Origin of the sequence: Streptomyces sp. NPDC048392 (assembly GCF_043200575.1) — a bacterium.
Lineage (GTDB): Bacteria > Actinomycetota > Actinomycetes > Streptomycetales > Streptomycetaceae > Streptomyces.
In genome coordinates this window covers 112,857-138,762 of sequence record NZ_JBICYB010000013.1, presented here as the reverse complement: position 1 = coordinate 138,762, position 25,906 = coordinate 112,857, and the positions used below count along the sequence as shown (strand labels likewise).

The 25,906-nt window shown below is 73.2% G+C and carries 26 protein-coding genes, 1 pseudogene and 1 riboswitch; of the genes and pseudogenes, 16 read left to right on the top strand and 11 right to left on the bottom strand.

All coding sequences use genetic code 11. From position 1 onward, the window contains the following. Positions 1-14: 14 nt before the first annotated feature. A complete protein-coding gene (locus tag ACGFYH_RS19510; RefSeq protein ID WP_393804371.1) occupies positions 15-1,049 on the top strand; it encodes an NAD-dependent epimerase/dehydratase family protein in 1,035 nt (344 codons plus the stop codon). Between the two features lie 59 nt (positions 1,050-1,108). On the opposite strand, the gene ACGFYH_RS19505 is transcribed toward ACGFYH_RS19510, so the two are convergent. From ACGFYH_RS19505 to ACGFYH_RS19475, 7 genes are all read right to left on the bottom strand, one after another. Beyond that, a complete protein-coding gene (locus ACGFYH_RS19505; protein ID WP_393804370.1) occupies positions 1,109-2,722 on the bottom strand; it encodes an alpha/beta hydrolase in 1,614 nt (537 codons plus the stop codon). A 141-nt stretch (positions 2,723-2,863) separates the two neighbouring features. Beyond that, the gene (locus ACGFYH_RS19500) at positions 2,864-3,628 is read right to left on the bottom strand and encodes an urease accessory protein UreD (protein ID WP_393804369.1); all 765 of its coding nucleotides are present in this window, start codon (positions 3,626-3,628) and stop codon (positions 2,864-2,866) included. Beyond that, entirely contained in the window at positions 3,625-4,302 is a 678-nt protein-coding gene (gene ureG, locus ACGFYH_RS19495; RefSeq protein ID WP_393804368.1) for an urease accessory protein UreG, read from the bottom strand. Before ureG ends, ACGFYH_RS19500 begins: the two co-directional genes overlap by 4 nt. A 164-nt stretch (positions 4,303-4,466) precedes the next feature. Next, a complete protein-coding gene (locus ACGFYH_RS19490; RefSeq protein ID WP_393804367.1) occupies positions 4,467-5,141 on the bottom strand; it encodes an urease accessory protein UreF in 675 nt (224 codons plus the stop codon). Between the two features lie 8 nt (positions 5,142-5,149). Next, positions 5,150-6,871, bottom strand: a complete 1,722-nt coding sequence (locus tag ACGFYH_RS19485; protein ID WP_393804366.1) for an urease subunit alpha — start codon at positions 6,869-6,871, stop codon at positions 5,150-5,152. Beyond that, on the bottom strand, positions 6,864-7,175 hold the full coding sequence (locus ACGFYH_RS19480) for an urease subunit beta (RefSeq protein WP_393804365.1): 312 nt from the start codon (positions 7,173-7,175) through the stop codon (positions 6,864-6,866). Before ACGFYH_RS19480 ends, ACGFYH_RS19485 begins: the two co-directional genes overlap by 8 nt. Before the next feature lie 14 nt (positions 7,176-7,189). After that, positions 7,190-7,492, bottom strand: coding sequence for an urease subunit gamma (locus tag ACGFYH_RS19475; RefSeq protein WP_393804364.1), 303 nt, complete (start codon positions 7,490-7,492; stop codon positions 7,190-7,192). A gap of 623 nt (positions 7,493-8,115) precedes the next feature. Further along, positions 8,116-8,249: riboswitch (cyclic di-AMP (ydaO/yuaA leader) on the top strand. A 3-nt stretch (positions 8,250-8,252) separates the two neighbouring features. Between ACGFYH_RS19475 and ACGFYH_RS19470 the strand changes: the two genes are divergently transcribed. Further along, on the top strand, positions 8,253-8,726 hold the full coding sequence (locus ACGFYH_RS19470) for a C40 family peptidase (RefSeq protein WP_393804363.1): 474 nt from the start codon (positions 8,253-8,255) through the stop codon (positions 8,724-8,726). Positions 8,727-8,785: 59 nt separating this feature from the next. On the opposite strand, the gene ACGFYH_RS19465 is transcribed toward ACGFYH_RS19470, so the two are convergent. Continuing rightward, complete coding sequence (locus ACGFYH_RS19465; protein ID WP_393804362.1) at positions 8,786-9,277, bottom strand: ATP-binding protein; 492 nt, start codon at positions 9,275-9,277, stop codon at positions 8,786-8,788. A 214-nt stretch (positions 9,278-9,491) separates the two neighbouring features. Here ACGFYH_RS19465 and ACGFYH_RS19460 point away from each other — a divergent pair, with 214 nt between their 5' ends. Both ACGFYH_RS19460 and ACGFYH_RS19455 read left to right on the top strand, forming a co-directional pair. Beyond that, positions 9,492-10,352 (top strand): helix-turn-helix domain-containing protein, encoded by an 861-nt coding sequence (locus ACGFYH_RS19460; RefSeq protein WP_393804361.1) that lies wholly within the window; start codon positions 9,492-9,494, stop codon positions 10,350-10,352. Between the two features lie 9 nt (positions 10,353-10,361). Next, complete coding sequence (locus ACGFYH_RS19455) at positions 10,362-10,604, top strand: DUF397 domain-containing protein (RefSeq protein WP_393804360.1); 243 nt, start codon at positions 10,362-10,364, stop codon at positions 10,602-10,604. Positions 10,605-10,646: 42 nt separating this feature from the next. On the opposite strand, the gene ACGFYH_RS19450 is transcribed toward ACGFYH_RS19455, so the two are convergent. Continuing rightward, on the bottom strand, positions 10,647-11,774 hold the full coding sequence (locus ACGFYH_RS19450) for an 8-amino-7-oxononanoate synthase (protein WP_393804359.1): 1,128 nt from the start codon (positions 11,772-11,774) through the stop codon (positions 10,647-10,649). Between the two features lie 150 nt (positions 11,775-11,924). Here ACGFYH_RS19450 and bioB point away from each other — a divergent pair, with 150 nt between their 5' ends. The 10 genes from bioB (at position 11,925) to mug (ending at position 22,547) form a co-directional block, all read left to right on the top strand. After that, positions 11,925-13,142 (top strand): biotin synthase BioB, encoded by a 1,218-nt coding sequence (gene bioB, locus ACGFYH_RS19445; protein ID WP_393804358.1) that lies wholly within the window; start codon positions 11,925-11,927, stop codon positions 13,140-13,142. After that, positions 13,135-14,421, top strand: coding sequence for an adenosylmethionine--8-amino-7-oxononanoate transaminase (locus ACGFYH_RS19440; RefSeq protein ID WP_393804357.1), 1,287 nt, complete (start codon positions 13,135-13,137; stop codon positions 14,419-14,421). Before bioB ends, ACGFYH_RS19440 begins: the two co-directional genes overlap by 8 nt. A gap of 1 nt (position 14,422) precedes the next feature. After that, positions 14,423-15,139, top strand: a complete 717-nt coding sequence (gene bioD, locus ACGFYH_RS19435; protein ID WP_393804356.1) for a dethiobiotin synthase — start codon at positions 14,423-14,425, stop codon at positions 15,137-15,139. Positions 15,140-15,234: 95 nt separating this feature from the next. Beyond that, on the top strand, positions 15,235-15,912 hold the full coding sequence (locus tag ACGFYH_RS19430) for a class I SAM-dependent methyltransferase (protein ID WP_393804355.1): 678 nt from the start codon (positions 15,235-15,237) through the stop codon (positions 15,910-15,912). Between the two features lie 582 nt (positions 15,913-16,494). Then, positions 16,495-16,929, top strand: a complete 435-nt coding sequence (locus tag ACGFYH_RS19425; RefSeq protein WP_393804428.1) for a GNAT family N-acetyltransferase — start codon at positions 16,495-16,497, stop codon at positions 16,927-16,929. Between the two features lie 267 nt (positions 16,930-17,196). After that, positions 17,197-18,558 carry a hemolysin family protein gene (locus tag ACGFYH_RS19420; protein WP_393804354.1) on the top strand — a complete coding sequence of 454 codons (1,362 nt, stop codon included), beginning with the start codon at positions 17,197-17,199 and terminating at the stop codon, positions 18,556-18,558. Then, positions 18,555-19,568 carry a hemolysin family protein gene (locus ACGFYH_RS19415; protein ID WP_393804353.1) on the top strand — a complete coding sequence of 338 codons (1,014 nt, stop codon included), beginning with the start codon at positions 18,555-18,557 and terminating at the stop codon, positions 19,566-19,568. The genes ACGFYH_RS19420 and ACGFYH_RS19415 overlap by 4 nt, the downstream gene beginning before the upstream one ends. 90 nt (positions 19,569-19,658) lie before the next feature. Next, a complete protein-coding gene (locus ACGFYH_RS19410; RefSeq protein WP_393804352.1) occupies positions 19,659-20,441 on the top strand; it encodes an SGNH/GDSL hydrolase family protein in 783 nt (260 codons plus the stop codon). An 85-nt stretch (positions 20,442-20,526) separates the two neighbouring features. Beyond that, a complete protein-coding gene (purB, locus tag ACGFYH_RS19405) occupies positions 20,527-21,969 on the top strand; it encodes an adenylosuccinate lyase (RefSeq protein WP_393804351.1) in 1,443 nt (480 codons plus the stop codon). After that, positions 21,966-22,547 carry a G/U mismatch-specific DNA glycosylase gene (gene mug, locus ACGFYH_RS19400; protein ID WP_393804427.1) on the top strand — a complete coding sequence of 194 codons (582 nt, stop codon included), beginning with the start codon at positions 21,966-21,968 and terminating at the stop codon, positions 22,545-22,547. Before purB ends, mug begins: the two co-directional genes overlap by 4 nt. Before the next feature lie 13 nt (positions 22,548-22,560). Here the strand turns inward: mug and ACGFYH_RS19395 are convergent, their stop codons facing one another. Further along, entirely contained in the window at positions 22,561-22,986 is a 426-nt protein-coding gene (locus tag ACGFYH_RS19395; protein ID WP_393804350.1) for a hypothetical protein, read from the bottom strand. A 205-nt stretch (positions 22,987-23,191) separates the two neighbouring features. On the opposite strand from ACGFYH_RS19395, the pseudogene ACGFYH_RS19390 reads away from it, so the two are divergent. Continuing rightward, positions 23,192-23,370 (top strand): annotated as a pseudogene (locus ACGFYH_RS19390) (DNA-binding response regulator); the annotation flags it as partial. A gap of 100 nt (positions 23,371-23,470) precedes the next feature. Beyond that, positions 23,471-24,625 (top strand): ROK family transcriptional regulator, encoded by a 1,155-nt coding sequence (locus ACGFYH_RS19385; protein WP_393804349.1) that lies wholly within the window; start codon positions 23,471-23,473, stop codon positions 24,623-24,625. 332 nt (positions 24,626-24,957) lie between these two features. Here the strand turns inward: ACGFYH_RS19385 and ACGFYH_RS19380 are convergent, their stop codons facing one another. Beyond that, positions 24,958-25,719, bottom strand: coding sequence for a GntR family transcriptional regulator (locus ACGFYH_RS19380; RefSeq protein WP_393804348.1), 762 nt, complete (start codon positions 25,717-25,719; stop codon positions 24,958-24,960). Between the last annotated feature and the right edge of the window lie 187 nt (positions 25,720-25,906).

Sequence of the window (25,906 nt, the reverse complement as noted above, 5' to 3'; positions counted from 1 at the left end):
CCTACGGTCGCCGTATGACACGTGCAGTGGTGATCGGGGCGACGGGACAGATCGGACGGGCGGCGGTCGGCGCGCTGGCCGGGGACGGCTGGGAGGTGACGGCCGTCTCGCGGGGCGGCGAGCGGGACACGCGGTGGCCGCGGGACGTGAGGGTGGCACGGGCCGACCGGGAGGACGACGCGGCGCTGTCGGCGGCGGTGGGCGAGGGCTGTGACGTCCTGGTGGACATGGTGGCCTACGGGGAGCGGGACGCACGCCAGTTGGTCTCACTCGCGGGGCGGGTCGGATCGGCTGTGGTGATCTCCAGTCTGTCGGTCTACGAGGACGACAAGGGCCGCAACTTCGACACGCAGACCGAGCCCGACGGCTTCCCCGAGTACCCGGTGCCGGTCACGGAGGCCCAGCGCACGATCCGCCCCGGCGACGGTTCGTACAGCACGGGCAAGGCGGCGCTGGAACGTGAACTGCTCGCCGCTGGAGACCGGTTGCCGGTGACTCTGCTGCGGGCGGGCGCGGTCCACGGCCCGTACTGCCGGACGCCGCGCGAGCTGTACTTCGTCAAACGCAACCTCGACGGCAGGCGCCGGCGCGTGCTCGCGTACGGGGGCGCGAGCCGCTTCCACCCGGCGAGCGTGCGCAACATCGCCGAGCTGATCCGGCTGGCCGCCCCGCGTCCGGGCACCCGCGTCCTGAACGCGGTGGATCCGGACGCCCCGACGGTGGCGGAGATCGCGGCGGCGATCGACGCGGTGATGGGCGTGGAGTCCCGGGACGTGCTGGTGGACGGCCCGCCCCCGGTGGGCGACGTGGGCGCCACCCCGTGGTCCGTGCCGGCGCCGGTGGTGTGCGACATGAGCGCGGCGGAGAGCCGGCTGGGCTATCGCCCGGTGGTCCGCTACGCCGACACCCTGCCGGAGACGGTGGCCTTCATCGAGGAGCGGCTGGCGGGACGGGACTGGCGGGAGGCGTACCCGGAGATGTTCCAGGCGTACGGCGACCTCTTCGACTACGCGGCGGAGGACGCCTGGGCCGCGACGCGGCAGGGCTGAGGACGACGAGGAAGGGGGCGGCCGGTCCGACCGGCCGCCCCCTTCCCACCGGGGCCGGGCTACGGCTTGGGGGTGGCGTGCGGCGCGCAGGTCAGGTCGCGGGTGTCCACCTTGCCGGTGAGCAGGTAGGTGTCCACCCGGTCGTTGACGCACGGGTTGACCAGTCCGGTGACGCCGTGCGAACCGGCGTCCCGCTCGGTGATCAGGCGCGAGCCCTTGAACCGCTGGTGCAGTTCGACGGCGCCCCCGTACGGGGTGGCCGCGTCCCGCTCGGACTGGACGATCAGCACGGGCGGAAGTCCCTTGCCGGTCCTGACGTTCAGCGGGGTCTGCTGCTTGACCGGCCAGGTGGCGCACGGCAGGTTCATCCAGGCGTTGGCCCAGGTCATGAACGGGTGGTCGCGGTGGAGCCGGGTGTTGTCCCGGTCCCAGGTACGCCAGTTCGCGGGCCACTTGGCGTCGGTGCACTCGACGGCGGTGTATACGGCGTTGCCGTTCTCCGCGGAGGCGTTGCCCGCGGTGTCGGACGGGTCGGGTGCGGCGGCGTCGACGAGGGCCTGGGTGTCACCGGCGACGTACTTGCTGAAGACCGTCGCGATGGGCGCCCAGGCGGAGTCGTAGTACGGAGCGCTCTGGAAGAAGGAGATCAGCTCGGCGGGTCCGACGACGCCGCCCAGCGGCTCATTCGCGGCCCTGGCGCGCAGTTCGAGCCACTGCTCCTGGACCTCGGCCCGGGTGTCGCCGAGGTGGTAGGCCGCGTCGTTCTCGGCGACCCAGTCCTGCCAGTCCTTCCAGCGGCCCTCGAAGGCGACGTCCTGGTCGAGGTTGGCCTGGTACCAGATCTTGTCGCGGGACGGGTTGACGACGCTGTCGACGACCATGCGGCGGACATGGCCCGGGAAGAGGGTGCCGTAGACCGCACCGAGGTAGGTGCCGTAGGAGACGCCGAGGTAGTTGAGCTTCTTCTCGCCGAGTGCGGCGCGGATGACGTCGAGGTCGCGCGCGGTGTTCGGCGTGGTCATGTGCGGCAGCATCTCGCCGCTGCGCTCGTAGCAGCCCTCGGCGTACTCGCGGGCGAGCTTGCGCTGGGCGCGCTTGTCGGCCTCCGAGCCGGGCACGGGGTCGGCCTTGGGCGCCTTGACGAACTCCTGGGGGTCGACGCAGGAGATGGGCGCGGAGTGGCCGACGCCGCGCGGATCGAAGCCGACGAAGTCGTATGCCTCGGCGGCGTTCGCCCACACCGCGCTCTTGCCGGTGACGCGGGCCGGGAAGCGCAGGCCGGAACCGCCGGGACCGCCGGGGTTGTAGATGAGCGCGCCCTGGCGCTCGCTCCTGCCGCCGGTGTTGCCGATGCGGTCGACGGCGAGCTCGATCTGCTTGCCGAACGGCTTGGCGTAGTCGAGCGGCACCGTGACATAACCGCACTGGATGGGCTTCGGCAGGTTCCAGTCGGTGGCGCAGTCCTGCCAGTCGACACCGGCCTTCCGGGCGCGGGCGGCGGCGATGGCGGCACCGCGCGCTTCCCGGTCCCAGCCGTGTGCGTGCCCGCGGCCGGCGGCCGGGGTGGCGCTCGCGGCGGGGGCCGAGACGGCCCCGGCTATCAGCGTGGCGGTGACCAGCGCTCCGGCCGAGCCGAACGCCGTCGCCCTCCGCCGCATGCTGCTCTTCCTCAAGAGGCCCTCCCCGTACGTGTTCGCGACAAGTACGGGGATCCTCGCGGCTGTGGGTTCACCGAGAACAGAGCCAGTGCTACTTCTTTGCCAATCCGATAAACGGAGAAAGGCGTTCGGTCGGCGGAAGCTCCGGCGGGGACCTCAGCCCAGCGAGGCCAGTGCTCCCTTCAGCAGCCGCCGAAGCCGCAGCGCGTCCGGCGCCACGGCGGTCACCAGCGCGGCGGGCCCGGCGAGCGGCATGACGGCCGCGCCCTCCTCGAACGTGCGCGCCACCGGCGGCTCGGCGGCGAACTCCGGCCGTACGACGAGCACCTGGCCGACGGCGCGGTGCCCCGCCAGTCCGGCCGGCCCGTCCCAGCCGCCCGGGGCGCCCGGCCCGCAGGCCAGCTCCTGGTCGAGGACGCACCCCCCGTCGCTCCGCACGGTCAGACGGCTGGTGAGCCGTCCCGGTTCCTCACCGGCCCGCCCGAGCACCTGCTCCTCGCGCAACAGCAGCCGGGCCCCGGCGGCGAGGTCGACGCGCGTGGCGACGCTCAGATCGCTGCCGTCCGCCGAGATCAGCTGCTCGGGGAGCCAGCGCAGTTCGGCACCGTCGCCGACGGTGAGCCGGACGTCGTATCGGGCCCCGGCCTTGACCTGCCCCGGCAGCGCGAGCGTGGCGGCGGCCGAACCGATCCGCAGCCGGGCGCCCTTCACCGCCTCGGCCGCCACCGTGAAGTGATCGCCGCCGAGCGGCCCGCTCATGGCGCCGACCAGCATCACCCGGGCCTCGGCACCGCTGCCCCGGGTCCGGCGCACGGCGAGGGGGCCCTCACCCTCCAGCACCGGCAAGGCGGTACCGCCGCGCCCGTCGCCGCGGGCGAGGATGCGGGCGCTCGCCCGGACGCCGCCCGGGGCAGTGGTCACGCGGTCCACGCGGCGATCCGCGCCCGCACCCAGTCGGCGACCTCCCGGGCCCCGTCCTCGCTCCGCAACGACTGGAGGACGACGGGCAGTTCACCGCGCTGCGCCTTGGCGTCGGCGGCCATCCGCGCGAGGTCGGAGCCGACGTACGGGGCGAGGTCGGTCTTGTTGACGATCAGCAGGTCGGCGGTGGCGACGCCGGGCCCGCCCTTGCGCGGGATGTCGTCGCCGCCGGCCACGTCGATCACGAACACCTGCGCGTCGACGAGTCCCCTGGAGAAGGTGGCGGTGAGATTGTCCCCACCGGACTCCACGAGGATCAGGTCGAGCGGTCCGGCCTCCTCCTCCAGGTCCTCGACGGCCTCCAGGTTGGCGGAGATGTCGTCCCGGATAGCGGTGTGCGGGCAGGCACCGGTCTCCACGGCGCTGATCTGCTCGGGTGGCAGCACCGCCTCCCTGAGCAGGAACTCGGCGTCCTCCCGGGTGTAGATGTCGTTGGTCACCACGGCGAGGGACAACTCCTTGCGCAGCGTCCGGCACAGCGCGGCGACGGTGGCGGTCTTGCCGGACCCGACGGGACCACCGAGCCCGATCCGCAGGGCCCGTCGCGTCCCGTCGGGCCGACGGGCGTCCGCGGAGACCGCGGTGGACAGTGCGTGGTGAGGGTCGAGATGCATGCAACGGCTCCTGTCGAAGGTGGGATCGGCCTCCCAGCCCGTCCGGCGTTCGAGGACGAGACCGTCCGGGCGGAAAGAGGGGTCAGAGGGCGGTGCCCCACGGCGGGGCCGCAGGGGCGGAGCCCCGGGGTGGAGGTCGGGAGGGGGCGGCGGGGGCTGATCGGCTACGAGGCGAACAGCCGGACCGGCCATCCGGCATGCACCTCGGCCCCGATCTCGAGCAGGGGTGCGGACCTGGCGGGCAGTACGCCGACCCCGTCGGTCACCACCCGCTCCGCCACCTCCACGGCGTCCTGGGCGACCCGGTCCACTTCCTCCGCGAGCCGCGCCAGCACCCCCGTGGCGTCGAACGGATCGAGACCGAGCAGCCGCACGACGGCCGTCGCGGGTCCGCTCATCCCCTCGTAGAGGGAGCAGTACGCCGCGTCGAGCGCCCCGAGTCCGGCCGCGCGTGCGGCCAGCCCCAGCACGACGGGCTGATGGGCGCCCTTGGGGAACAGGAGTGCCAGGGCGTCGAGTTCAGGGCTCGGCCAGGTCGTCCGGGCGGCCCGCGTCAGCTGCCGCCCCAGTCTGCGTGCCGTCACCCGCAGGGCGGGCGACGGGGTGCGGGCGTCGGCGGCCCGGTCGAGTGCGCCACAGTCGACGCCGAGGGCCGAGGCCGCCGCGACGGACGCGGCGACGGCTCCGCTCGTGTGCAGCCGTCCCCGGCAGAACGCCTCCAGGCTCGCGGCGTCGGTGATGCGTCCCGCCCGGACGGCGGCCTCCGCCCCGCCGGAGTGTGCGTGCCCTCCGGCGGGGAAGCGGCCGTCCGCGAGGACGAGCAGTGCTGCGCGGCTCATGTCGGCGCTCAGAACAGAAAGTACCGCTGGGCCAGCGGCAGTTCGGCGACGGGATCGGGTTCGACGAGTTCGCCGTCGATGGTCACGGCGAAGGAGTCCGCGGCGACCCCCACACGGGGCAGCGCGTCGTTCTGCCGCATGTCGGCCTTGGTACGGCCGCGCGTCGACCGGATGGGCACGAACTGCCTTCCGAGTCCCAGCCGTTCCGGCAACCCGTCCTCAAGAGCCTGTTCGGCGACGAAGTTGACCGAGTTGTGGGCCGGCGCCGTCCCGTACGCCCCGAACATCGGGCGCGGCAGGACCGGCTGCGGGGTGGGGATGGAGGCGGCGGCGTCGCCCATCTGCGCGTAGGCGATCTGGCCCCCCTTGACGACGAGCTGCGGCTTCACGCCGAAGAAGCGGGGATCCCAGAGCACCAGGTCGGCGAGCTTGCCGGTCTCGACGGAGCCGACCTCGTGCTCGATGCCCTGGGCGACGGCGGGGTTGATGGTGTACTTGGCGACATAGCGGCGGGCGCGCAGGTTGTCGGCGCGGATGTCGCCGGGCAGGAGGCCGCGCCGCCGCTTCATCACGTGCGCGGTCTGCCAGGTCCGCAGGATCACCTCGCCGATGCGGCCCATGGCCTGGGCGTCCGATCCCATGATGGAGATCGCCCCCATGTCGTGCAGGATGTCCTCGGCCGCGATGGTGCTGGGCCGGATCCGGGACTCGGCGAAGGCCAGGTCCTCGGGGACGGCGGGGTTCAGGTGGTGGCAGACCATCAGCATGTCGAGGTGCTCGCCGACGGTGTTGACGGTGTGCGGCCGGGTCGGGTTGGTGGACGCCGGCAGCATGTTGGGCAGCGACACCGCCGTGATCAGGTCGGGGGCGTGACCGCCGCCGGCGCCCTCGACGTGGAAGGCGTGCAGGGTGCGGCCGGCGACGGCGTCGAAGGTGTCGCCGACGAAACCCGCCTCGTTCAGGGTGTCGGTGTGGACGGCGAGCTGGACGCCGGACTCCTCGCACACGTCCAGACAGGCGGAGATCACCGCGGGCGTCGCACCCCAGTCCTCGTGGATCTTGAAGCCGAGGATGCCGGCGCGCAGTTGGTCGCGCATGGACTCCTTGGACATGGTGCTGCCCTTGCCGAGGAAGCCGATGTTGACGGGGCTCGACTCCAGGGCGGCGAACATCCGGGCGAGGTGCCAGGCGCCGGGCGTGACGGTGGTCGCCTTGCTGCCCTCGGCCGGGCCGGTGCCGCCGCCGATGAGGGTGGTGATGCCGGACGCCAGGGCCTCGTCGACGGCCTTCGGCGCGATGAAGTGGACGTGGGTGTCGATGCCGCCCGCGGTGACGATCTTGCCGTTGCCCGCGATGACCTCGGTCTCGGGGCCGATGACCAGGTCGGGGTGGACGCCGTCCATGGTGTCCGGGTTGCCGGACTTGCCGATGCCGGTGATCCGTCCGTCGCGGATGCCGATGTCCGCCTTGACGATGCCCCAGTGGTCGATGACGAGGGCTCCGGTGATCACGGTGTCGGGGGCGCCCTCGGCCCTGCTGGTGCGCGCCTGGCCCATGGACTCGCGCAGCACCTTGCCGCCGCCGAAGACGGCCTCGTCGCCGGAACGGCCGGGGCCGCCCGACCGGTCCTCCTCGATCTCGACGAAGAGGTCGGTGTCGGCGAGCCGGACCCGGTCCCCGGTGGTCGGGCCGAACAGGTCGGCGTAGGCGGGGCGGGACAGTTCAGGCATCGAGGGCACCTCCGGTCGCGCCGCGCAGCCCGACGACGACGCGGGCGCCCGCGAGGGGGACCAGCCGCACGTCGACGGGGATGCCGGGCTCGAAGCGGACGGCGGTGCCGGCGGCGATGTCCAGCCGCCTGCCGTGCGCCGCGACGCGGTCGAACTCGAGACCGGGGTTGGCCTCGGCGAAGTGATAGTGGGAACCGACCTGGACGGGCCGGTCGGCGGTGTTGAGCACGGTCAGGCGGGTGACCTCGCGTCCTTCGTTGAAGGCGACCGGCTCGTCGGCGAACAGGATCTCTCCGGGAATCACGGCTGCCGCCCCCGTCAGACGATCGGTTCGTGGACGGTGACCAGCTTGGTGCCGTCGGGGAAGGTGGCCTCGACCTGCACGTCGTGGATCATCTCGGGGACGCCCTCCATGACCTCGTGGCGCTGGAGCAGCTTGCGTCCGGAGGTCATCAGCTCACCGACGGTCCGCCCGTCCCGGGCCCCTTCGAGGATGTGCGCGGTGATCAGTGCGACGACCTCGGGATGATTGAGCTTCACACCACGTGCGCGGCGCTTCTCCGCCACGTCCGCCGCCACATGGATGAGCAGTCTCTCCTGCTCGTGCGGGGTCAGTTGCACTTACCACCTCACAGGACATCTCGCCGGAACCGGACGGTCCGGCTGTCGCGGCCACCGCGACGGCTCAAGGTGTAACACACGTCGACGCAGCGGGAACGCACCCGCTCATGGCGGGAAAACCGCAGGTGGATCGAGGTGCACAGCGTGCAGAGTAGGACCAGGGCATTACGGCCGCGTCACCCGGTTTTGACGGACTGATTACCGATGCCGTCGGTGGGGCCCCGCGCCCGCGCACCGCGACCGCCCGCGCCCGGCCGAACGGACCGAACGGCGTACCCCCTTTCGGCGTAGGAACACCTCCGATTCGTGACCGGCCGGGGTTGCGGGGCCCGTGCGTCCGGGCGGCGGCATGCACCGCTCCGCCGCTGGTCCCGGGGGGCGACACCGCGCCCGGCGGCGACTCCGGCACAGGGGTGCCCACCCGAACGGCCGAGCGGCACGTAACAACACAAAAGCCACGCCCCGTTGGGAATCGCCCTGGAGACGGGACAGGATCCGTGACTGACGACAAGCCCCCGCCGCAGCGGCGGGGCGGTCCGGGCGGACGCCGAGTCCTGCCGCCGCCCGGACGACCGGTCGACAGGAAGTGGATCGGCAGGAGTGGAGGACCCGAGCACGACGGGTCGCCGGAACGGCCGCCTCCGCGAGAGGCGCCGGGCCGAGCGGTCCTTGGGGTGAAGCCGCACTCGTGCGGCCGGGCAACTTCGCCAGCCCGAATCCGACAGGTCATCCTTCACAGGCGGCTGACGAAGGGTTGCGCATGTCCGCGCTCAATCGTGTCCCGTCGCTGATGGCTCGTGCCGGTACGGCCTCGGCCCTCACCCTCGCCGCCGTGGGCGGCTCCGTCGTGGTCCCCGGTGCCGCCTCCGAGGCGGCCGCGGCGAGCCATGCGACGAAAGCCCTCAAGATCGCGGCCTCCAAGAAAGGCGCTCCGTACCGATGGGGTGCCATCGGCCCCCGCAGGTTCGACTGTTCCGGCCTGACGCTGTACTCGTTCAAGAAGGCCGGCAAGAAGCTGCCACGCACCGCGGCGCAGCAGTACAACAAGACCCGCCACATCCCGGCCAGGAACCGCAAGGTGGGAGACCTCGTCTTCTTCCACTCCGGCCGCAGCGTCTACCACGTCGGCATCTACGCCGGGAAGGGCAAACTCTGGCACGCACCGAAGACCGGGGACGTGGTCCGGCTGCAGAAGATCTGGACCGGCAGCGTCTGGTACGGCCGGGTCAAGTAACCCGCCCGAGGGGGTGACGGCGTTCTGCCCCGCCGTCACCCCCTCGAGTGCGTCCGCGCTCACCGCCCCGGCTTCCGGCCTCCCACGCCCTGCACCACGGCCGCGGCCGGCTCGGGAGCGGCCGCCCGGCCCGGGGGCGCCCAGGGCAGTTCGATGGAGACGGTCTTGCCGCCCTCGCGCGTGGGCCGGACCCTCAGCTTGCCGCCGCACTCGGCGGTCAGCCAGCGGATGATCACCATGCCCCGTCCGTTGTCCTGCTGGACGGCGGCGGGCAGGCGCTTGGGGAAGCGCGGATGGCTGTCGGTGACGCCGACGCGCAGCCGCTCGTCGCGGTGGAGAACGAGGTCCACCGTGAAGGTGGGCGACTGTCCGAACGTGTGCTGGACCGCGTTGGTCGCCAGTTCGGAGACGATGAGCCGGACGGTCTCGGCCAGGTCGGCGTCGGCCGGCAGGCCCCATTCCGCCAAGGTGCCGACCACATAGGTCCGCGCGGCGGCCACCGAAGCGGGATCGCTCGACAGAGTGACGGATGCTTCCAGATGGTCTGCCATGGCGATGCCGTCCCTTTCTCACGGACCGCGGCCCGACACGGGGCGGATGGTTCGAGTACGGTCCCGGACTGGTGCTTCGCCGCCAGACTGCCATCACCAGGCCCGTGAAGGACGGCGATCCACCAAGATATGCATATATCTGTCGCTCGAAGCGGTGAACTCTGCGACGGCAGAGCGTATTTGGGCGGCGCATAAGGAGTAAGGGAGTTGTCCCATGCAGCACGGTCCCGTGGTGCGGCGCCGGAAGCTGGGCGCGGAACTGCGCGCCCTGCGCACATCGGCGGGCATCACCAGCGGGGAGGCGGCCAGGCTCGTGGGCTGGCACCAGTCGAAGGTCAGCCGGATCGAGACCGGGACGAGCGGGGCGAAACCGGCCGACGTGCGGTTACTGCTGGACGTCTACGGCGTGGACGACGAACAGCTGCGGGGGCTGCTGGTGATGCTGGCCGGCTCCGACGACGCCGGGGGCCGCAACCACTGGTGGCACGCCTACCGGGGGGTGCTGCCACCGACCTACCGCGACTTCATCAGCCTGGAGTCGCAGGCGAGCGCGATGCGCACGCTGGAGACCACCGTGGTCCCGGGCCTGCTCCAGACCCCGGAATACGCCCGCGCGGTGACGCGGGCCGCGGTGGACGGAATGCCGGAGGAACGGCTTGACACGCTGGTGGAGGTGCGGCTGGCCCGCCAGGACGTGCTGCGGGCGGAGCCGCCGCTTGAGCTGAGCGCGGTCCTGGACGAGGCGGTGCTGCGCCGGAAGGTGGGCGGCCCCGGGGTGATGGCGCGTCAACTGGCACGGCTGATCGCGGCCGCGCGGCTGCCCCATGTCCGGCTCCAGGTCCTGCCGTTTGCCGCCGGGGCGCACATCGGTGTCACCGGCCCTTTCGTAATCTTCTCATTTTCGAGCACTTCTGATCTGGACGTAGTTGTTCTCGACCACTTGACGAGTAGCTTGCACCTCGAACGGAAAGAAGACCTAGAGGCCTATACCGAGGCCTTCAACGCCCTTCTGATCCATGCCCTTTCGCCCGAGGACTCGTTGGACTTCATCGCCGCCACCGCGGCAGGCGCGTAAGGAGGCACCATGTCAGGCTTCACGCCCGGACTCTCCAGGAACATCCCTGTCAGCACCGATCTGCCCGGCGTACGGTGGCTGCGCAGCAGCTACAGCACCGGAGCGAACAACTGCGTGGAGACGGCCCGTCCGTCGGCCGGCCCCTGGGCCGGACTGCTCGCGGTGCGCGACTCCAAGAACCCGGCCGGACCCGCCCTGATCTTCTCCCCCGGTAGCTGGACGACGTTCACCGCAGGCGTCCACCGCGGCTGACTCCGCCGGGCACCGGACGACGCACGGCCGTGTCACGCCGACTCATGGCCGCGTTTCGCCGATCACCCGCACAGCGCGCTCGATCTGTTCCCCGCAGAGGTCCCCGCGAGCGGTCAGCCTGAGCCGGGAGACGCCGTCGGGCACGGAAGGAGGGCGGAAGCAGCCCACGGACAGGCCGGCCGCACGGCAGTCGGCCGCCCACCGCACGGCGCCCTCCGGGGAGGGGGCGCGCACCGAGACGACCGCGGCGTCCGGACGTACGGCGTCCAGACCCGTGGCGGTCAGCCGAGCGTGCAGTCCGGCGGCGACGGCGCGGGCCCGAGCCGCGCGCTCCGGCTCGCGGCGCAGCAGGGTGAGCGCCGCCAGCGCCGCTCCCGCCGCGGCGGGAGCGAGCCCGGTGTCGAAGATGAACGTGCGGGCCGCGTTGACCAGGTGGTCGATCACCCGGGCGGGGCCGAGCACGGCGCCGCCCTGGGCACCGAGCGACTTGGACAGGGTGACGGTCACGACGACGTCGTCGCGGCCCGCGAGTCCGGCCGCCTGCGGGGCACCCCGGCCGCCGTCCCCGAGGACACCGAGACCGTGGGCGTCGTCGACGACCAGTCCGGCGCCGTGCTCCCGGCACGCCTCCGCGAGTTCGGCCAGGGGCGCGGCGTCGCCGTCGACCGAGAAGACCGTGTCGGAGACGGCCACGGCGGGCCCGTCGTGCGTCGCCAGCGCCTTGCGTACGGCGTCCGGGGCGGCGTGCCCGACGACCTGGGTGGTGCCGCGGGCGAGCCGGCAGCCGTCGATCAGTGAGGCGTGGTTGCCCGCGTCGGAGACGACGAGGCTGCCGTGCGGTGCCAGCGCGGTGACCGCGGCGAGGTTGGCCGCGTAGCCGGAGGAGAAGACGAGCGCGGCCTCGAACCCGCAGAAATCGGCCAGTTCGTGCTCGAGTTCGGCGTGCAGGGCGGTCGTGCCGGTCACGAGCCGTGAGCCGGTCGCGCCGCCGCCCCAGGTCCGCGCGGCCCGTACCGCCCCCTCGACGACCTCCGGGTGCCGGGCCAGTCCCAGGTAGTCGTTGCTCGCCAGGTCCAGCAGCGGCGACGCCGCCGGACGGGGGCGCAGAACCCGTACGAGTCCGGCCCGGCGGCGCGCCCGGGCCTGCTCGTCGATCCAGCCGAACGCCATGGGACGGTCCTCCGGGAATTTGTAGGCAGTGGACAGACATTAGCGGCACGGCCACCCCCGCGAGGTGTGGCAATACCCACACGTCGATCTGTCAGTGTTGTGCAAAGTCTCCTTGGCCGCGGGCGGCCACGTAGGACAGGATCGGCTCTCATGGACCTGCTGAACACGCTGGTGGACAAGGGGCTTCGGCGCGAGTCGCCGACCCGCGAGGAGGCTCTTGCCGTCCTCGCCACTTCCGACGACGACCTGCTCGACGTGGTGGCCGCGGCCGGCAAGGTGCGCCGCCACTGGTTCGGCCGACGGGTGAAACTCAACTATCTCGTCAACCTGAAGTCGGGCCTGTGCCCCGAGGACTGCTCCTACTGCTCGCAGCGGCTGGGCTCGCAGGCGGAGATCCTCAAGTACACCTGGCTCAAGCCCGACCAGGCCTCCGCGGCCGCCGCGGCGGGAGTGTCCGGGGGCGCCAAGCGGGTGTGCCTGGTGGCCAGCGGACGCGGTCCGACCGACCGGGACGTGGACCGGGTCTCGGACACCATCAAGGCCATCAAGGAGCAGAACGAGTCCGTCGAGGTGTGCGCCTGCCTGGGGCTGCTCTCCGACGGCCAGGCGGAGCGGCTGCGCGAGGCGGGTGCCGACGCCTACAACCACAACCTCAACACCTCCGAGTCGACGTACGGCGACATCACGACCACCCACACGTACGCCGACCGGGTGGACACGGTGAACAAGGCGCACGCCGCCGGTCTGTCCGCCTGCTCGGGTCTCATCGCGGGCATGGGCGAGAGCGACGAGGACCTGGTCGACGTGGTCTTCTCGCTGCGCGAGCTGGACCCGGACTCGGTGCCGGTCAACTTCCTGATCCCGATGGAGGGCACACCGCTGGCCAAGGAGTGGCACCTCACCCCTCAGCGGTGCCTGCGCATCCTGGCGATGACGCGGTTCGTCTGCCCGGACGTCGAGGTACGCATCGCCGGCGGGCGCGAGGTCCATCTGCGCACCATGCAGCCGCTCGCCCTGCACCTGGCCAACTCGGTCTTCCTCGGCGACTACCTCACCAGCGAGGGCCAGGCGGGCCACGCGGACCTGGAGATGATCGCGGACGCCGGCTTCGAGGTGGAGGGCGCGGGCGAGGTCACCCTGCCGGAGCACCGCGCCTCGGTACGGGGCGGTGGCTGCGGCTCCCACGCGGAGGGCGGCACGTGCGGCTCCCCCGCGGACGCCGCCGGCGACGGGGGCTGCGGATCACACGCCGGCGGCGGAGTGTGCGCCCCCGCGTCCGCACCCGCGGCTCGCACCGAGGAGCCCCGCACGGACCTGGTGGCGGTACGCCGCCGCGGCGCGGGAACGGACCTCGCGCCCAATGCCTGAGCCCGCACTGAACGTCGCCGAGCTGCTGGCGCTCGACCGGCGGCACGTCTGGCACCCGTACGGGCCCATGCCCGGCCGGCAGGACCCGCTCGTCGTGGAGTCGGCGAGCGGGGTGCGGCTGCGACCCGCCGACGGTTCCGGGGAACTGGTCGACGGCATGTCGTCCTGGTGGTCGGCGATCCACGGCTACAACCACCCGGTGCTGAACGAGGCCGCGCGTGAGCAGCTGGAGCGGATGAGCCATGTGATGTTCGGCGGGCTCACCCACGAGCCCGCCGTGCGGCTGGTGAAGCTCCTCGTCGACATCTCGCCCGCGGGTCTGGAACACGTGTTCCTGGCCGACTCCGGGTCGGTGTCGGTCGAGGTGGCCGTCAAGATGTGTCTGCAGTACTGGCGTTCGCTCGGCCGGCCCGGCAAGCGCCGCCTGCTGACCTGGCGCGGCGGCTATCACGGCGACACCTGGCAGCCCATGTCGGTGTGCGACCCGGAGGGCGGGATGCACGAGCTGTGGTCCGGCGTCCTGCCGCGCCAGGTCTTCGCGGACGCGCCGCCGACGGAGTACGAGGAGACGTACGCGGAACATCTGCGGTCGCTGGTCGAGCGGCACGCCGACGAACTGGCCGCGGTGATCGTCGAGCCGGTGGTGCAGGGCGCGGGCGGGATGCGGTTCCACTCCCCCGCGTATCTGCGGGTGCTGCGCGAGGCGTGCGACGCGCACGGGGTGCTGCTGGTGTTCGACGAGATCGCCACCGGGTTCGGGCGCACGGGCGCGTTGTTCGCGGCGGAGCATGCGGGGGTGACGCCGGACGTGATGTGCGTGGGCAAGGCACTGACCGGCGGTTATCTGACGATGGCGGCCACCTTGTGCACCGCGCGGGTGGCCGACGGGATCTCGCGGGGCGAGGTGCCGGTGCTGGCCCACGGGCCGACGTTCATGGGCAATCCGCTGGCGGCGGCCGTGGCGTGCGCGTCGATCGGGCTGCTGCTCGGCCAGGACTGGCCGGCGGAGGTCAGGAGGATCGAGGCGGGCCTGCGCGAGGGGCTCGCGCCCGCCGCCGGACTGCCGGGCGTCCGTGACGTGCGGGTGCTCGGCGCGATCGGGGTGGTCCAGCTCGACCACGCGGTCGACATGCGGGCGGCGACGCGGGCGGCCGTGCGCGAGGGCGTGTGGCTGCGGCCGTTCCGCGATCTGATCTACACCATGCCGCCGTACGTCACGGGCGACGCGGACGTGGCACGCATCGCCCGCGCGGTGTGCGCGGCGGCCCAGGAGGGATGACATGCCGGTACTGGTGATCACGGGCACGGGCACGGAGGTCGGCAAGACGGTCGTGACCGCCGCCGTCGCGGCGACGGCCCTGGCGGGCGGCCGGTCGGTGGCGGTGCTGAAGGCCGCGCAGACGGGCGTGGGGCCGGACGAGGCCGGGGACGCCCGGGAGGTGGCGCGGCTCGCGGGTGGCGTGACGGTCGCCGAAGTGGCGAGGTTCCCCGAGCCGCTGGCGCCCGGCACGGCCGCGCGCCGGGCCGGGCGGGCGCCGGTGCGCCCGGCCGAGGTCGCCGAGGCGGCGGCCAAGCTGGCCACCGAGCACGACCTGGTGCTGGTCGAGGGTGCGGGCGGGCTGCTCGTACGCTTCGACGCGTTCGGCGGGACGCTGGCGGAGGTGGCCGCACTCCTGGAAGCTCCGGTGCTGCTGGTGGCATCGGCGGGACTGGGCACGCTGAACACCACGGAGCTGACGGCGCGTGAGCTGGCTTCCCGGGGGCTGGAGCTGCCGGGAGTGGTGATCGGCAGCTGGCCCGAAGCCCCGGATCTCGCGTCGCGCTGCAACCTCGAGGACCTCCCCGACGTGGCCGCTGCCCCGCTGCTCGGCGCCGTGCCGGCCGGTGCCGGCACCCTCGCTCCGGCCGCGTTCCGTTCGTCGGCGCCGCGCTGGCTGGCGCCCCGCCTCGACGGCACGTGGGACGCGGAGGCGTTCGGGGCCCGCCACGCGCCATGAGGGCGGTCCGGCCGGCGAGTGGTCCCCGCGCGGCGGGTGCGCGGCGGCGGAACGGGGGACAATCACCGTAGGCACCACCTCGTGAGGGAGGTCCCATGCCGCTGCGATCCGCCTGGGCCCGCGGGCTGCCGCGGGACGCCGTGCACCATCCGCTGTTCGCCCGCTACTACGCCCGGATCAGTGTGGGCGCCGAGACCCGGATGGGCATGGCGCACGTGCGCGAGCGGCTGCTCACCGGACTGTCCGGGCGGGTGATCGAGGTCGGCGCGGGCAACGGGCTGAACTTCTCGCACTACCCGGGCACCGTTTCGGAGGTCGTCGCCATCGAACCGGAGCGCGTGCTGCGGAAGTCGGCGGTGGAGGCGGCGCTGCGCGCCCGGGTGCCCGTGGATGTGGCGCCGGGCGCGGCGGAGGCCCTGCCGGTCAAGAGCGACGCCTTCGACGCGGCCGTGGTCTCGCTGGTGCTGTGCAGCGTCCGCGACGTGCCGCGGGCGCTCGGGGAGCTGCGGCGGGTGCTGCGGCCCGGCGGACAGGTGCGGTTCTTCGAGCACGGCCGGGGCGGTGGACGGGTGATGACCTTCACCCAGCGGGCACTGGACCGGACGCTGTGGCCTCCGCTGTCCGGCGGCTGCCACCTGTCCCGCGAACCGGTCGCCGCACTGCGGGACGCGGGCTTCGTCCTCGGGCCCTACCGGCAGGTGATGATGCCGGAGAAGGGGCCGGCGCTGCCGAGTTCGTACTGCGTACTGGGCACGGCCTGGCGGCGGTCCTGATCCGCGGCGCGCTCACCCGCTCCACCGGCGCGGTTCGCCCGCGGTCCTCTCGACCGACGCCCGGTCCGCGTCGGCGGGCAGGCGTAGTCGACCGCGGAGGCGGGCAGGGCGTTGCGGTGCTCCCGCGCCGGGACGTGGATCGGCGGCCGGAGCGGCGAGACCGGGCGGCCGGCGCCCGTCACCGCCGAGGAGCCCGACGAGCGCGTCGCGCGGTTCCGGGGGGCGGCGGGCCGCAGGGAACAGGCCGAGCTGAACCTGCTCATCCGGACCGTCCTCCTCGCCGAGGACCGCGAGGCGGCGGTCCGCCCCCGCCCGGAGCACGTGCCGCAGCCGACCGCGGGACAGCTGCCGCAGCCGACCGCGGGACAGCTGCCGGAGCCGCCCGTCTTCCTGACCGGGGCCCCGGAGCAGCTCACGGCGCGGGGGCGGGAGCAGCGCGGACGGTACGGCTTCACGGAGCTGACCGTGCTGGAGCCGTACTTGGAGGCCTTCGCGCCGGGGATGCGGGCGCTGTGCGGCGACGGACGGTCCGCATACCGGAATTCCCCCGGACCCGTCCGCCACGCGTGGTGGGATCGCCGCATGAACGACATGGATGATCTGCGCGTGCGGCCCGCCGGGCCCGACGACCTGGACACCGTGCTCGCCTTCTGGAGGACGGCCGCCGAGGGAACGAGCATCAGCGACGACCGGGACGGCGTGGAACGCCTGGTCGCGCGGGACCCCGAGGCGCTGCTCCTGGCCGAGCGCGGCGGGGACCTGGTGGGCACGGTGATCGCGGGCTTCGACGGCTGGCGCTGCCATCTGTACCGGCTCGCGGTACACCAGGACCACCGGCGCCGGGGGATCGGCTCGGCCCTGCTCGAGGCCGCCGAGGAGCGGTTCGTGCGGCTCGGGGGGCGTCGCGGTGACGCGATGGTGCTGGGGCGCAACGAGCGGGCACAGCATGCCTGGCGGGCGGCCGGGTACGCGCCCGAGGAGCAGTGGCGACGCTGGGTGAAGCCCCTCACCGGCTGAAGGACCGAGCGGCTGAAAGGTTGAGCACCGGCGCATGAGCGAATCCGCAACGGCGACTCTCCCGGCGCACGCCTCCACGCTTTCCGCCGCGTACGTCGCGGTGCCTCCCTCCGGCGCACGTTCCCGCGCTTTCCGCCGCGTACGTCGCGGTGCCTCCCCCGGCGCACGTTCCCGCGCTTTTCACCGCGTACCTCACGGTGCCTCCCCCGGCGCACGACATCGGGCGGACCTCCGGGTCCTGGCCGATCATGGATCCGAGGTGACCCGATGACCGAAGTGCTCCTGCTGCTGGTGGCGATCCTGCTCGCGCTCTTGTGCGGCGCCTTCGTCGCGGCCGAGTTCTCGCTGACCACCGTCGAGCGAGGAGAACTGGAGCGGGCCGCCGCGCGCGGCGAGCGGGGTGCCGCGAGCGCCCTCAAGGGCGTACGGAACCTGACCTTCCAGCTGTCCGGGGCGCAGCTCGGCATCACGGTCACCAACCTGGTGGTCGGCATGCTCGCCGAGCCGTCGGTCGCGGCACTGATCGCGGGGCCCCTCGAAGACCTGGGAGTGCCCCGTTCGGCGGCGTCCTCGCTGGCGCTGGTGCTGGGCACAGCCCTGTCGACGGTCTTCCTGATGATCGTCGGCGAACTGGTACCGAAGAACTGGGCGATCTCCTCGCCGCTGGCCGTGGCCAAGCGGGTGGGTGGCCCGCAGCGCTGGTTCAGCGCGGCCTTCCGGCCCTTCATCAGCCACCTGAACAACACCGCCAACCGCGTCGTGCGCCGCTTCGGCGTGGAGCCCGCCGAGGAGCTGGCGTCCGCGCGCGGGCCGCAGGAGCTGGCGGCGCTCGCCCGGCACTCGGCCAAGGAGGGCGCGCTGGAGCCCGACACCGCCGAGTTGTTCGTGCGGACCCTGAACCTGGCCGACCTGACGGCACAGCAGGTGATGACCCCGCGCGTCCAGGTCGTGGCCCTGGAGACCCGGGCGACGTGCGAGGACGTGGCGAACGCGACGCGGGCGACGGGACTGTCCCGGTTCCCGGTCTACCAGGACACCCTCGACGCCGTGGTCGGGACCGCACACGTCAAGGACGTCCTGGCGGTGCCCGCCGAGCGGCGGCCCGGGATGCCGGTCGCCGAGCTGATGCGCGAGCCGCTGCTGGTCCCGGAGTCACTGACCGTGGACCGGCTCCTGGACCGGCTCTCCGGGCGGCGGACGATGGCCGTGGTGATCGACGAGTACGGCGGGACGGCGGGGGTGGCGACACTGGAGGACATCGTCGAGGAGGTCGTCGGCCAGGTGCGGGACGAGCACGATCCGCACGAGACGCCCGACCTCGACCCGGCCGGCACGGACGATCAGGGGCACGCGCTGTACTGGGCCGACGGCTCGGCGCGCGTGGACCGGCTGGCGCGCCTGGGGCTGCGGGTGCCCGAGGGGCCGTACGAGACGGTCGCGGGGCTGGTCGCGGCCGGACTGGGACGCATCCCCGCCGTCGGGGACGGTCTCGATGTCGACGGCTGGCGGCTGGACGTCGTGGACGCCACCGGGCACAGAGCGGCCCGGGTGCTGCTGCACGCACCCGACGACCGTACGGCCGACGTGCGCGCCGTCGGCGAGGGTGACGAAGGGGAGGCGGGCCGGTGACCGCCGTTCAGCTGCTCATCGGCCTGGCGACGCTGGTCGTCAACGCGTTCTTCGTGGGCGCCGAGTTCGCGCTGATCTCCGTGCGCCGCAGTCAGGTGGAGCCGTACGCCGAAGAGGGCGACGCCCGTGCCAAGCGCGTGCTGTGGGGGCTGGAGCACGTGTCGGTGCTGCTGGCTGCGGCGCAGCTCGGCATCACGCTGTGCACGCTGGTCCTCGGTGTGGTCGCGGAACCGGCGATCGCGCGTCTGCTGGAGCCGGTGTTCCACGCGGTGGGCGTGCCGGCCGGCGCCGGGCACGCGGTGTCCTTCGTGATCGCCCTGGCGCTGGCGACGTATCTGCACATGCTGCTCGGCGAGATGGTTCCGAAGAACATCGCGCTGGCCGAGCCGGTGCGCAGCGCGCTGGTCCTCGGGCCGCCGCTGGTGGCGCTGTCCCGGGCGCTGCGTCCGGTGATCTTCACGGTCAACGCCCTCGCGAACGCGCTGCTCAAGCTGCTCAGGGTCGAGGCCAAGAACGAGGTGGCGGCGACCTTCACGGACACGGAGCTGGCGGAGATCGTCAAGGACGCCGGCGAGGCCGGGCTGATCGACGACCGCGCCCAGGAGCGGCTGCACGACGCCCTGGAGCTGGGCCGTCGGCCGGTGCGGGACGTGGTGCTGCCGCTGGAGCGCGTCGTCCACGCGCGCGTGGGCATCACCCCGGCGCAGTTGGAGCGGCTGTCGGCCCAGTCGGGGTTCTCCCGCTTCCCGGTCGTGGACGACGGGCGGCGGATCGTCGGCTACCTGCACGTGAAGGACGCCCTGGACGCGTCGCCGCGGGACGTGCCGTTCCGTCAGCGGGACATGCGGCCCATCGCCCGGGTGCGCGAGCGCACCCCGCTGGACGACGTGCTCACCGCCATGCGGCGCAGCCGCACGCACCTGGCGGCCGTCCTCGGCTCCGACGGACGGCTGGCGGGACTGGTGACCATGGAGGACGTACTGCGGGAGCTGTTCGGACAACGCGCGTAGGCGGGGCCCGGAGGGTGACCGACCGGAGGGTGACCGACCGGAGGGTGACCGACCGGAGGGTATGCGCGGGGGGCTACCATCTCTGTCGCCATGCAGACGAATCCCACCCACACCAGCCTCGTCGCCGTCGGCGACTCCTTCACCGAGGGCATGTCGGACCTGCTGCCCGACGGCTCCTACCGGGGCTGGGCCGACCTCCTGGCCACGCGGATGGCGGCCCGCTCGTCCGGCTTCCGGTACGCCAACCTCGCGGTTCGCGGGAAGCTGATCGGGCAGATCGTCGACGAGCAGGTGGACGTGGCGGCGGCGATGGGAGCCGACGTGATCACACTGGTCGGGGGGCTCAACGACACGCTGCGGCCCAAGTGCGACATGGCCCGGGTACGGGATCTGCTGACGCAGGCGGTGGAACGGCTCGCCCCCCACTGCAAGCAGCTGGTGCTGATGCGCAGCCCGGGCCGGCAGGGTCCGGTGCTGGAGCGGTTCCGGCCCCGTATGGAGGCGCTGTTCGCCGTCATCGACGACCTGGCCCAGCAGCACGGCGCCGTGGTCGTCGACCTGTACGGGGCTCGGTCGCTGGCCGACCCGCGGATGTGGGACGTGGACCGGCTGCACCTGACCGCCGAGGGCCATCGCAGGGTCGCGGAGGCCGTATGGCAGGGGCTCGGCTACGAACCCGAGGACCCCGAGTGGCACGCGCCGGTCCCGGCGGTGCCGCCGCCGGGCTGGATGATGCGCAGGACCGCGGACGTCCGGTTCGCCCGGCAGCACCTGCTGCCGTGGATAGGACGCAGGCTGACGGGCCGCTCGTCCGGCGACGGCATGCCGCCCAAGCGCCCGGAGCTGCTGCCGTTCGGGGACCTCGCGCAGTGACCGGCGCCACCCCGCGGCCTTCGTAGGTTCCGACGAGCATCCCCGCGGAGCCGACCTGCACGAATCGCCAGTACACTCCGTCCACGTGACTTCCGCTCCCGCCAAGCCCCGCATCCCGAACGTCCTCGCCGGACGCTACGCCTCCGCCGAACTCGCCACGCTCTGGTCGCCCGAGCAGAAGGTGAAGCTGGAGCGGCAGCTCTGGCTCGCCGTGCTGCGGGCCCAGAAGGACCTGGGCATCGAGGTGCCCGACGCCGCGATCGCCGACTACGAGCGCGTCCTCGACCAGGTCGACCTGGCCTCGATCGCCGAGCGCGAGAAGGTCACGCGGCACGACGTGAAGGCGCGGATCGAGGAGTTCAACGACCTCGCCGGGCACGAGCACGTGCACAAGGGCATGACCTCCCGCGACCTCACGGAGAACGTCGAACAGCTGCAGGTCCGGCTCTCGCTGGAGCTGGTCCGCGACCGCTCGGTGGCGGTCCTGGCCCGCCTCGGCAGGCTGGCCGGCGAGTACGGCGAGCTGGTCATGGCCGGCCGCTCCCACAACGTGGCCGCGCAGGCGACCACGCTGGGCAAGCGGTTCGCCACCGCCGCCGACGAGCTGCTCGTCGCCTACGGCCGGGTGGAGGAGCTGCTCGGCCGCTATCCGCTGCGCGGCATCAAAGGCCCGGTCGGCACCGCCCAGGACATGCTGGACCTGCTCGGCGGCGACGCCGGCAAGCTCGCCGAGCTGGAGCGGCGGATCGCCGGGCACCTGGGCTTCTCGCAGGCCCTCACCTCGGTCGGCCAGGTCTACCCGCGTTCCCTGGACTACGAGGTCGTCACCGCGCTGGTGCAGCTGGCGGCGGCGCCGTCGTCGCTGGCCAGGACGATCCGGCTGATGGCCGGGCACGAGCTGGTCACCGAGGGTTTCAAGCCCGGCCAGGTCGGCTCGTCCGCGATGCCGCACAAGATGAACACCCGCTCCTGCGAGCGCGTCAACGGCCTGATGGTGATCCTGCGCGGTTACGCCTCGATGACCGGCGAGCTGGCGGGCGACCAGTGGAACGAGGGCGACGTGTCCTGCTCGGTGGTGCGCCGCGTAGCCCTGCCCGACGCGTTCTTCGCGCTCGACGGGCTGCTGGAGACATTCCTGACCGTGCTCGACGAGTTCGGCGCCTTCCCGGCCGTCGTCGCCCGGGAGCTGGACCGCTACCTGCCGTTCCTCGCCACCACCAAGGTGCTGATGGGCGCCGTGCGGGCCGGTGTCGGCCGCGAGGCCGCCCACGAGGCGATCAAGGAGAACGCCGTCGCCTCCGCGCTGGCCATGCGCGAGCAGGGCGCCGAGCGCAACGAGCTCCTCGACAAGCTGGCCGCCGACGACCGCATCCCGCTGGACCGGGCGGGGCTGGACGCGCTGATGGCCGACAAGCTGTCCTTCACCGGCGCCGCGGCCGACCAGGCCGGCGTCGTCGTCGGCCGGATCGAGGAGATCGTCAAGCAGCACCCCGCCGCCGCGGGCTACACCCCCGGGGCGATCCTCTGACCCGCTTCACCCGCGCCGAACTGGAGGCCGCCCGCCACCGTCTCGTACCGGACGTCGTCGCGGACGGTCTCCATGTGCTGTTCTGCGGCATCAACCCCGGTCTGATGACCGCGGTGACGGGCCACCATTTCGCCCGCCCCGGCAACCGCTTCTGGCCGGTGCTGCATCTGTCCGGCTTCACACCGCGGCTGCTGAGGCCTTCGGAGCAGGACGAACTGCCGTCGTACGGGCTCGGGATCACGAACGTCGTGGCGCGGGCCAGCGCGCGTGCGGACGAGCTGAGCGCCGAGGAGTACCGGGAGGGCGGGCGGCTGCTGGCGCTGAAGGTGGCGCGGCTGCGGCCCCGTTGGCTGGCCGTGGTCGGTGTCACCGCGTACCGCGCGGCCTTCGACGACCGCAAGGCCCAGGTGGGGCCGCAGGCGCGGACGATCGGGGACACGCGGGTGTGGGTGCTGCCCAACCCGAGCGGGCTCAACGCGCACTGGACGGCGCAGACGATGGCGGAGGAGTTCGCCCGGCTGCGGGTCGCCGCGGAGGCGGACGGAGACCCGGAGGCGGACGGAGACGCGGAGGCGTAGCCATGGGTGTCGGTCACGGTGGCGCCGCTTCCGTGACCACGGCCAGCAGCTGCACCTCGTCCGTCTCGTCCCGGTCGGCGACGGCCACCGCGAGCCAGCGGCCGGTGCTCTCCGCCTCCCACAGGTACGCCACCCGCGCGCGGGCGCTCAGCTCGGCCCACGGCTCGGGTATCTCCTCCCGCTCGGTCCGCAGCAGGACCGTCTGGAGGCTCCAGGGGGCCGGCTCGCCCCAGCGCGGGGCGAGGCGCTCGGAGACGGCGTCCCGCTCCTTCTCGTACTGGTCCACCGTCACCGCCCGCTCCGCCCGGTCGCCGGTGCGCAGGCCGTGGCTGCTCTCCAGTACGGCCGTGAGGTGACCGGGGCGCGACGTGCCGTGCTCCGCCGGGAACGGGCGGAAGCACAGCTCGTCGATGAGGGCGAGGTGCCGCACGATGTCCATGTCTCCAGTAAACCGGCCTCCACTGACAATTGGCGGGGCGTCAGCCGGCCTCCGGCGTCGGTCGGCCCTCCCCGTCGGCCGGCCCTCGGCTCAGGCGTCCCGGCGGTGCAGCCGCCACGCTCCCGCGAGGACGGCGGCCGCGCCGGGGAACGGCGGCCAGCGTGAGCCGGATTCCGCCCGCGTGGTACTCGGACGACACGGCCGTGGGTCCCAGCTCAAGCGCGCCCGCCCGGCCGAGATCGTGCACGCGGTACGGCTGATCGCCGAGGGCGAGTTTGCGTTGTGACGTCGCATGTGAGCGCCGTACTGGCGAAGCTGGGGGCCCGGGACCGCACACAGGCGGTCATCACGGCGTACGAATCGGGGTTCGTGGCGCCCGGGTGAGCGACCGTCGCGGGGCCGGGAGGGGCGGACCGGGACTCGCCGGGGTGGAGCGGGCCGAGTACCATCCGGCCCACACGCGCACGAGCTGGGAGGACGGACCTTGGCAGGCCTGACCGGCGGGGATCCGTCGCTGTTGCGGAGGATCAACTCCGCTGTGGTGCTGCACGCGTTGCGTACGGCGGACTGCGCGACGCTGACCGAGATCACCCGGGTGACGGGACTGTCCCGGCCGACGGTCGAGGGCGTCGTCGAGGGGCTGATCGAGGCCGGTCTGGTCGTCGAGGCGGCCGCCGACGAGAGTACGGCCCGGCGGCAGGGGCGGCCCGCGCGGCGGTTCCGGTTCCGGGCGGAGGCCGGGCATCTGCTGGGGCTGGAGATCGGCCCGCACCGCGTGGCCGCGCTCCTGTCCGACCTGGACGGCAGGGTGATCGGCGCCCAGGCCAAGGATGTGGACGAGAACGCGCCGGCCGACGAGCGGCTGGAGCGGCTGCGCACGGCCGTCGCCGAGCTGCTGCGCCGGGCCGGTGTGGCGCGCGGCTCGTTGCGGGCCGTCGGTGCGGCCACGCCCGGGATCGTCGAGGCGGACGGCACGGTCCGCCTGGGCACGGCGCTGCCCGGGTGGACGGGGCTCGGCCTCGGCGAGCGGCTGAGCCGTTCCTTCAAGTGCCCGGTGCTGGTCGAGAACGACGCGAACGCGGCGGCGGTCGCCGAGCACTGGAAGGGCGCCGCCACCGAGTCCGACGACATCGTGTTCGTGCTGGCCGGGCTGAGTCCCGGGGCCGGGGCCCTGATCGGCGGGCGGCTGCACCGGGGGTACGGCGGGGCGGCCGGAGAGATCGGCGCGCTGCACCTGCTGGGCCGGGACGTGACGCCGGAGACACTGCTGTCGACCACGGACCAGCCGCTGCACCCGCTGGACGAGCAGGCGGTCGCCAAGGTCTTCGCCGAGGCCCGGGAGGGCGACGAGCGGGCCCGCGCGGCCGTCGAGCGTTTCATCCAGCGGCTGGTGCACGACGTGGCGGCACTGGTGCTGGCGCTCGATCCCGAACTGGTCGTCGTCGGCGGCTGGGCGGCCGGGCTGGACGGCGTACTGGAGCCGCTGCGCCGCGAGCTGGCCCGTTACTGCCTGCGCCCGCCGCGGGTGGCCCTGTCCCTGCTCGGCGAGGCCGCCGTGGCGACGGGGGCGCTGCGGCTGGCCCTCGACCATGTGGAGGAGCAGCTCTTCGCGGTCGAGGGCGCGACGGCTCGGCGCTGACCGGGGCGGGCCGTCGGCGCTGACCGGGGCGGCCGTCGGCCGGCGCCGCGGGTGAGTCGCGCCGGTGCGGCCTGGACCGCGCGGGCGGACCGCAGTCCCCGACGCCTCCGGTGGAAGCGCCATCGGCAAGGAACCCGGCGGGCAGCGGCGCGGGCACGCCGCCAGGCCGCAGGACCGGGAGGGGCGGCCCAGGCGTTGCGCCCGGCCGGTCGGGCGAGGAGCGCGGCGACGGACTGCGGGGCCGCCAGACCGCCCGACCGCCACAAACGGAACGGCACGCAGCCGAACCGGCGACGGCCGGCAGAGGTGGCGTCGGGGACGGGCCCCGACGGTCAGGAGGCCTGGGTCTGCGGGCCGTGGTGGATCTCCACGCCTCCCGAGTCCCCGAAGGTGAGCCGGCAGGTGTCCGCGCGGTAGGTGGCGACCGAGAGCGCGGCGGTGCGGCCCCCGGCGAGGTAGCGGGTGGTGACCACGAGTACGGGTGCGCCCGGGAGACGGTCCAGTTCCTTCGCGTCGCCGGCGCCGACCGAACCCAGCTCCACCGCGCTCTCCTGCCGCTCCAGATCCCCGCGCTGCAGCTCGCGCAGCACGGCACGCGCGCGTGCGGGGCCGGAGGGCGCGTCGATGGCGGTGAGGCCGGGCACCGAGGACGGCGGGACGTACAGCAGTTCCGCGGCGACGGGCTGGCCGTGGCTCACGCGGGAGCGGCGGACGGTGTGGACGGGTTCGTCGCGGCCGGCCCCCAGGGCGTCTGCGACGGCCGCGGGAGGTGCCGCGAGGACACAGTCGGCCGGGTGCCAGGCGTCGTCGGCCGTACCGGGCCAGGCGTGCTGCGGGGTGCCGACGGCCACGCCGACACGCGGCGGGGCCACGGTCGTGCCGACACCGCGGCGGCGCTGGAGCCTGCCTTCCAGCTCGAGCTGTTCCAGGGCCTGGCGGAGGGTCGCGCGGGCGACGCCGAAGCGGGCGGCGAGGTCGCGCTCGTTGGGCAGGATCTCACCCACCTCGAACTCCGAGTCCAGGGCCTCGCTGAGCACGGTCCTGAGGTGCCAGTACTTCGGTTCCGGCACCGATTCCAACTGCGTGGTCCCCACCCTGTCCTCCGCAATCGCCGTGGTCCGGCGGCGTTTTGACGCCCTTGTTTATTAAAGGTTGTTGCACTTCTCTGTGACCATAAAGCGACCCGACCCCTTGGTCAAGACCAATCCCACGGCAGTAAGGCCCCGGCCGCCGTCGTGGGACGGGGCCGGGGCCTTGGGCAGCGAGAGGGAGAAGGGCCGG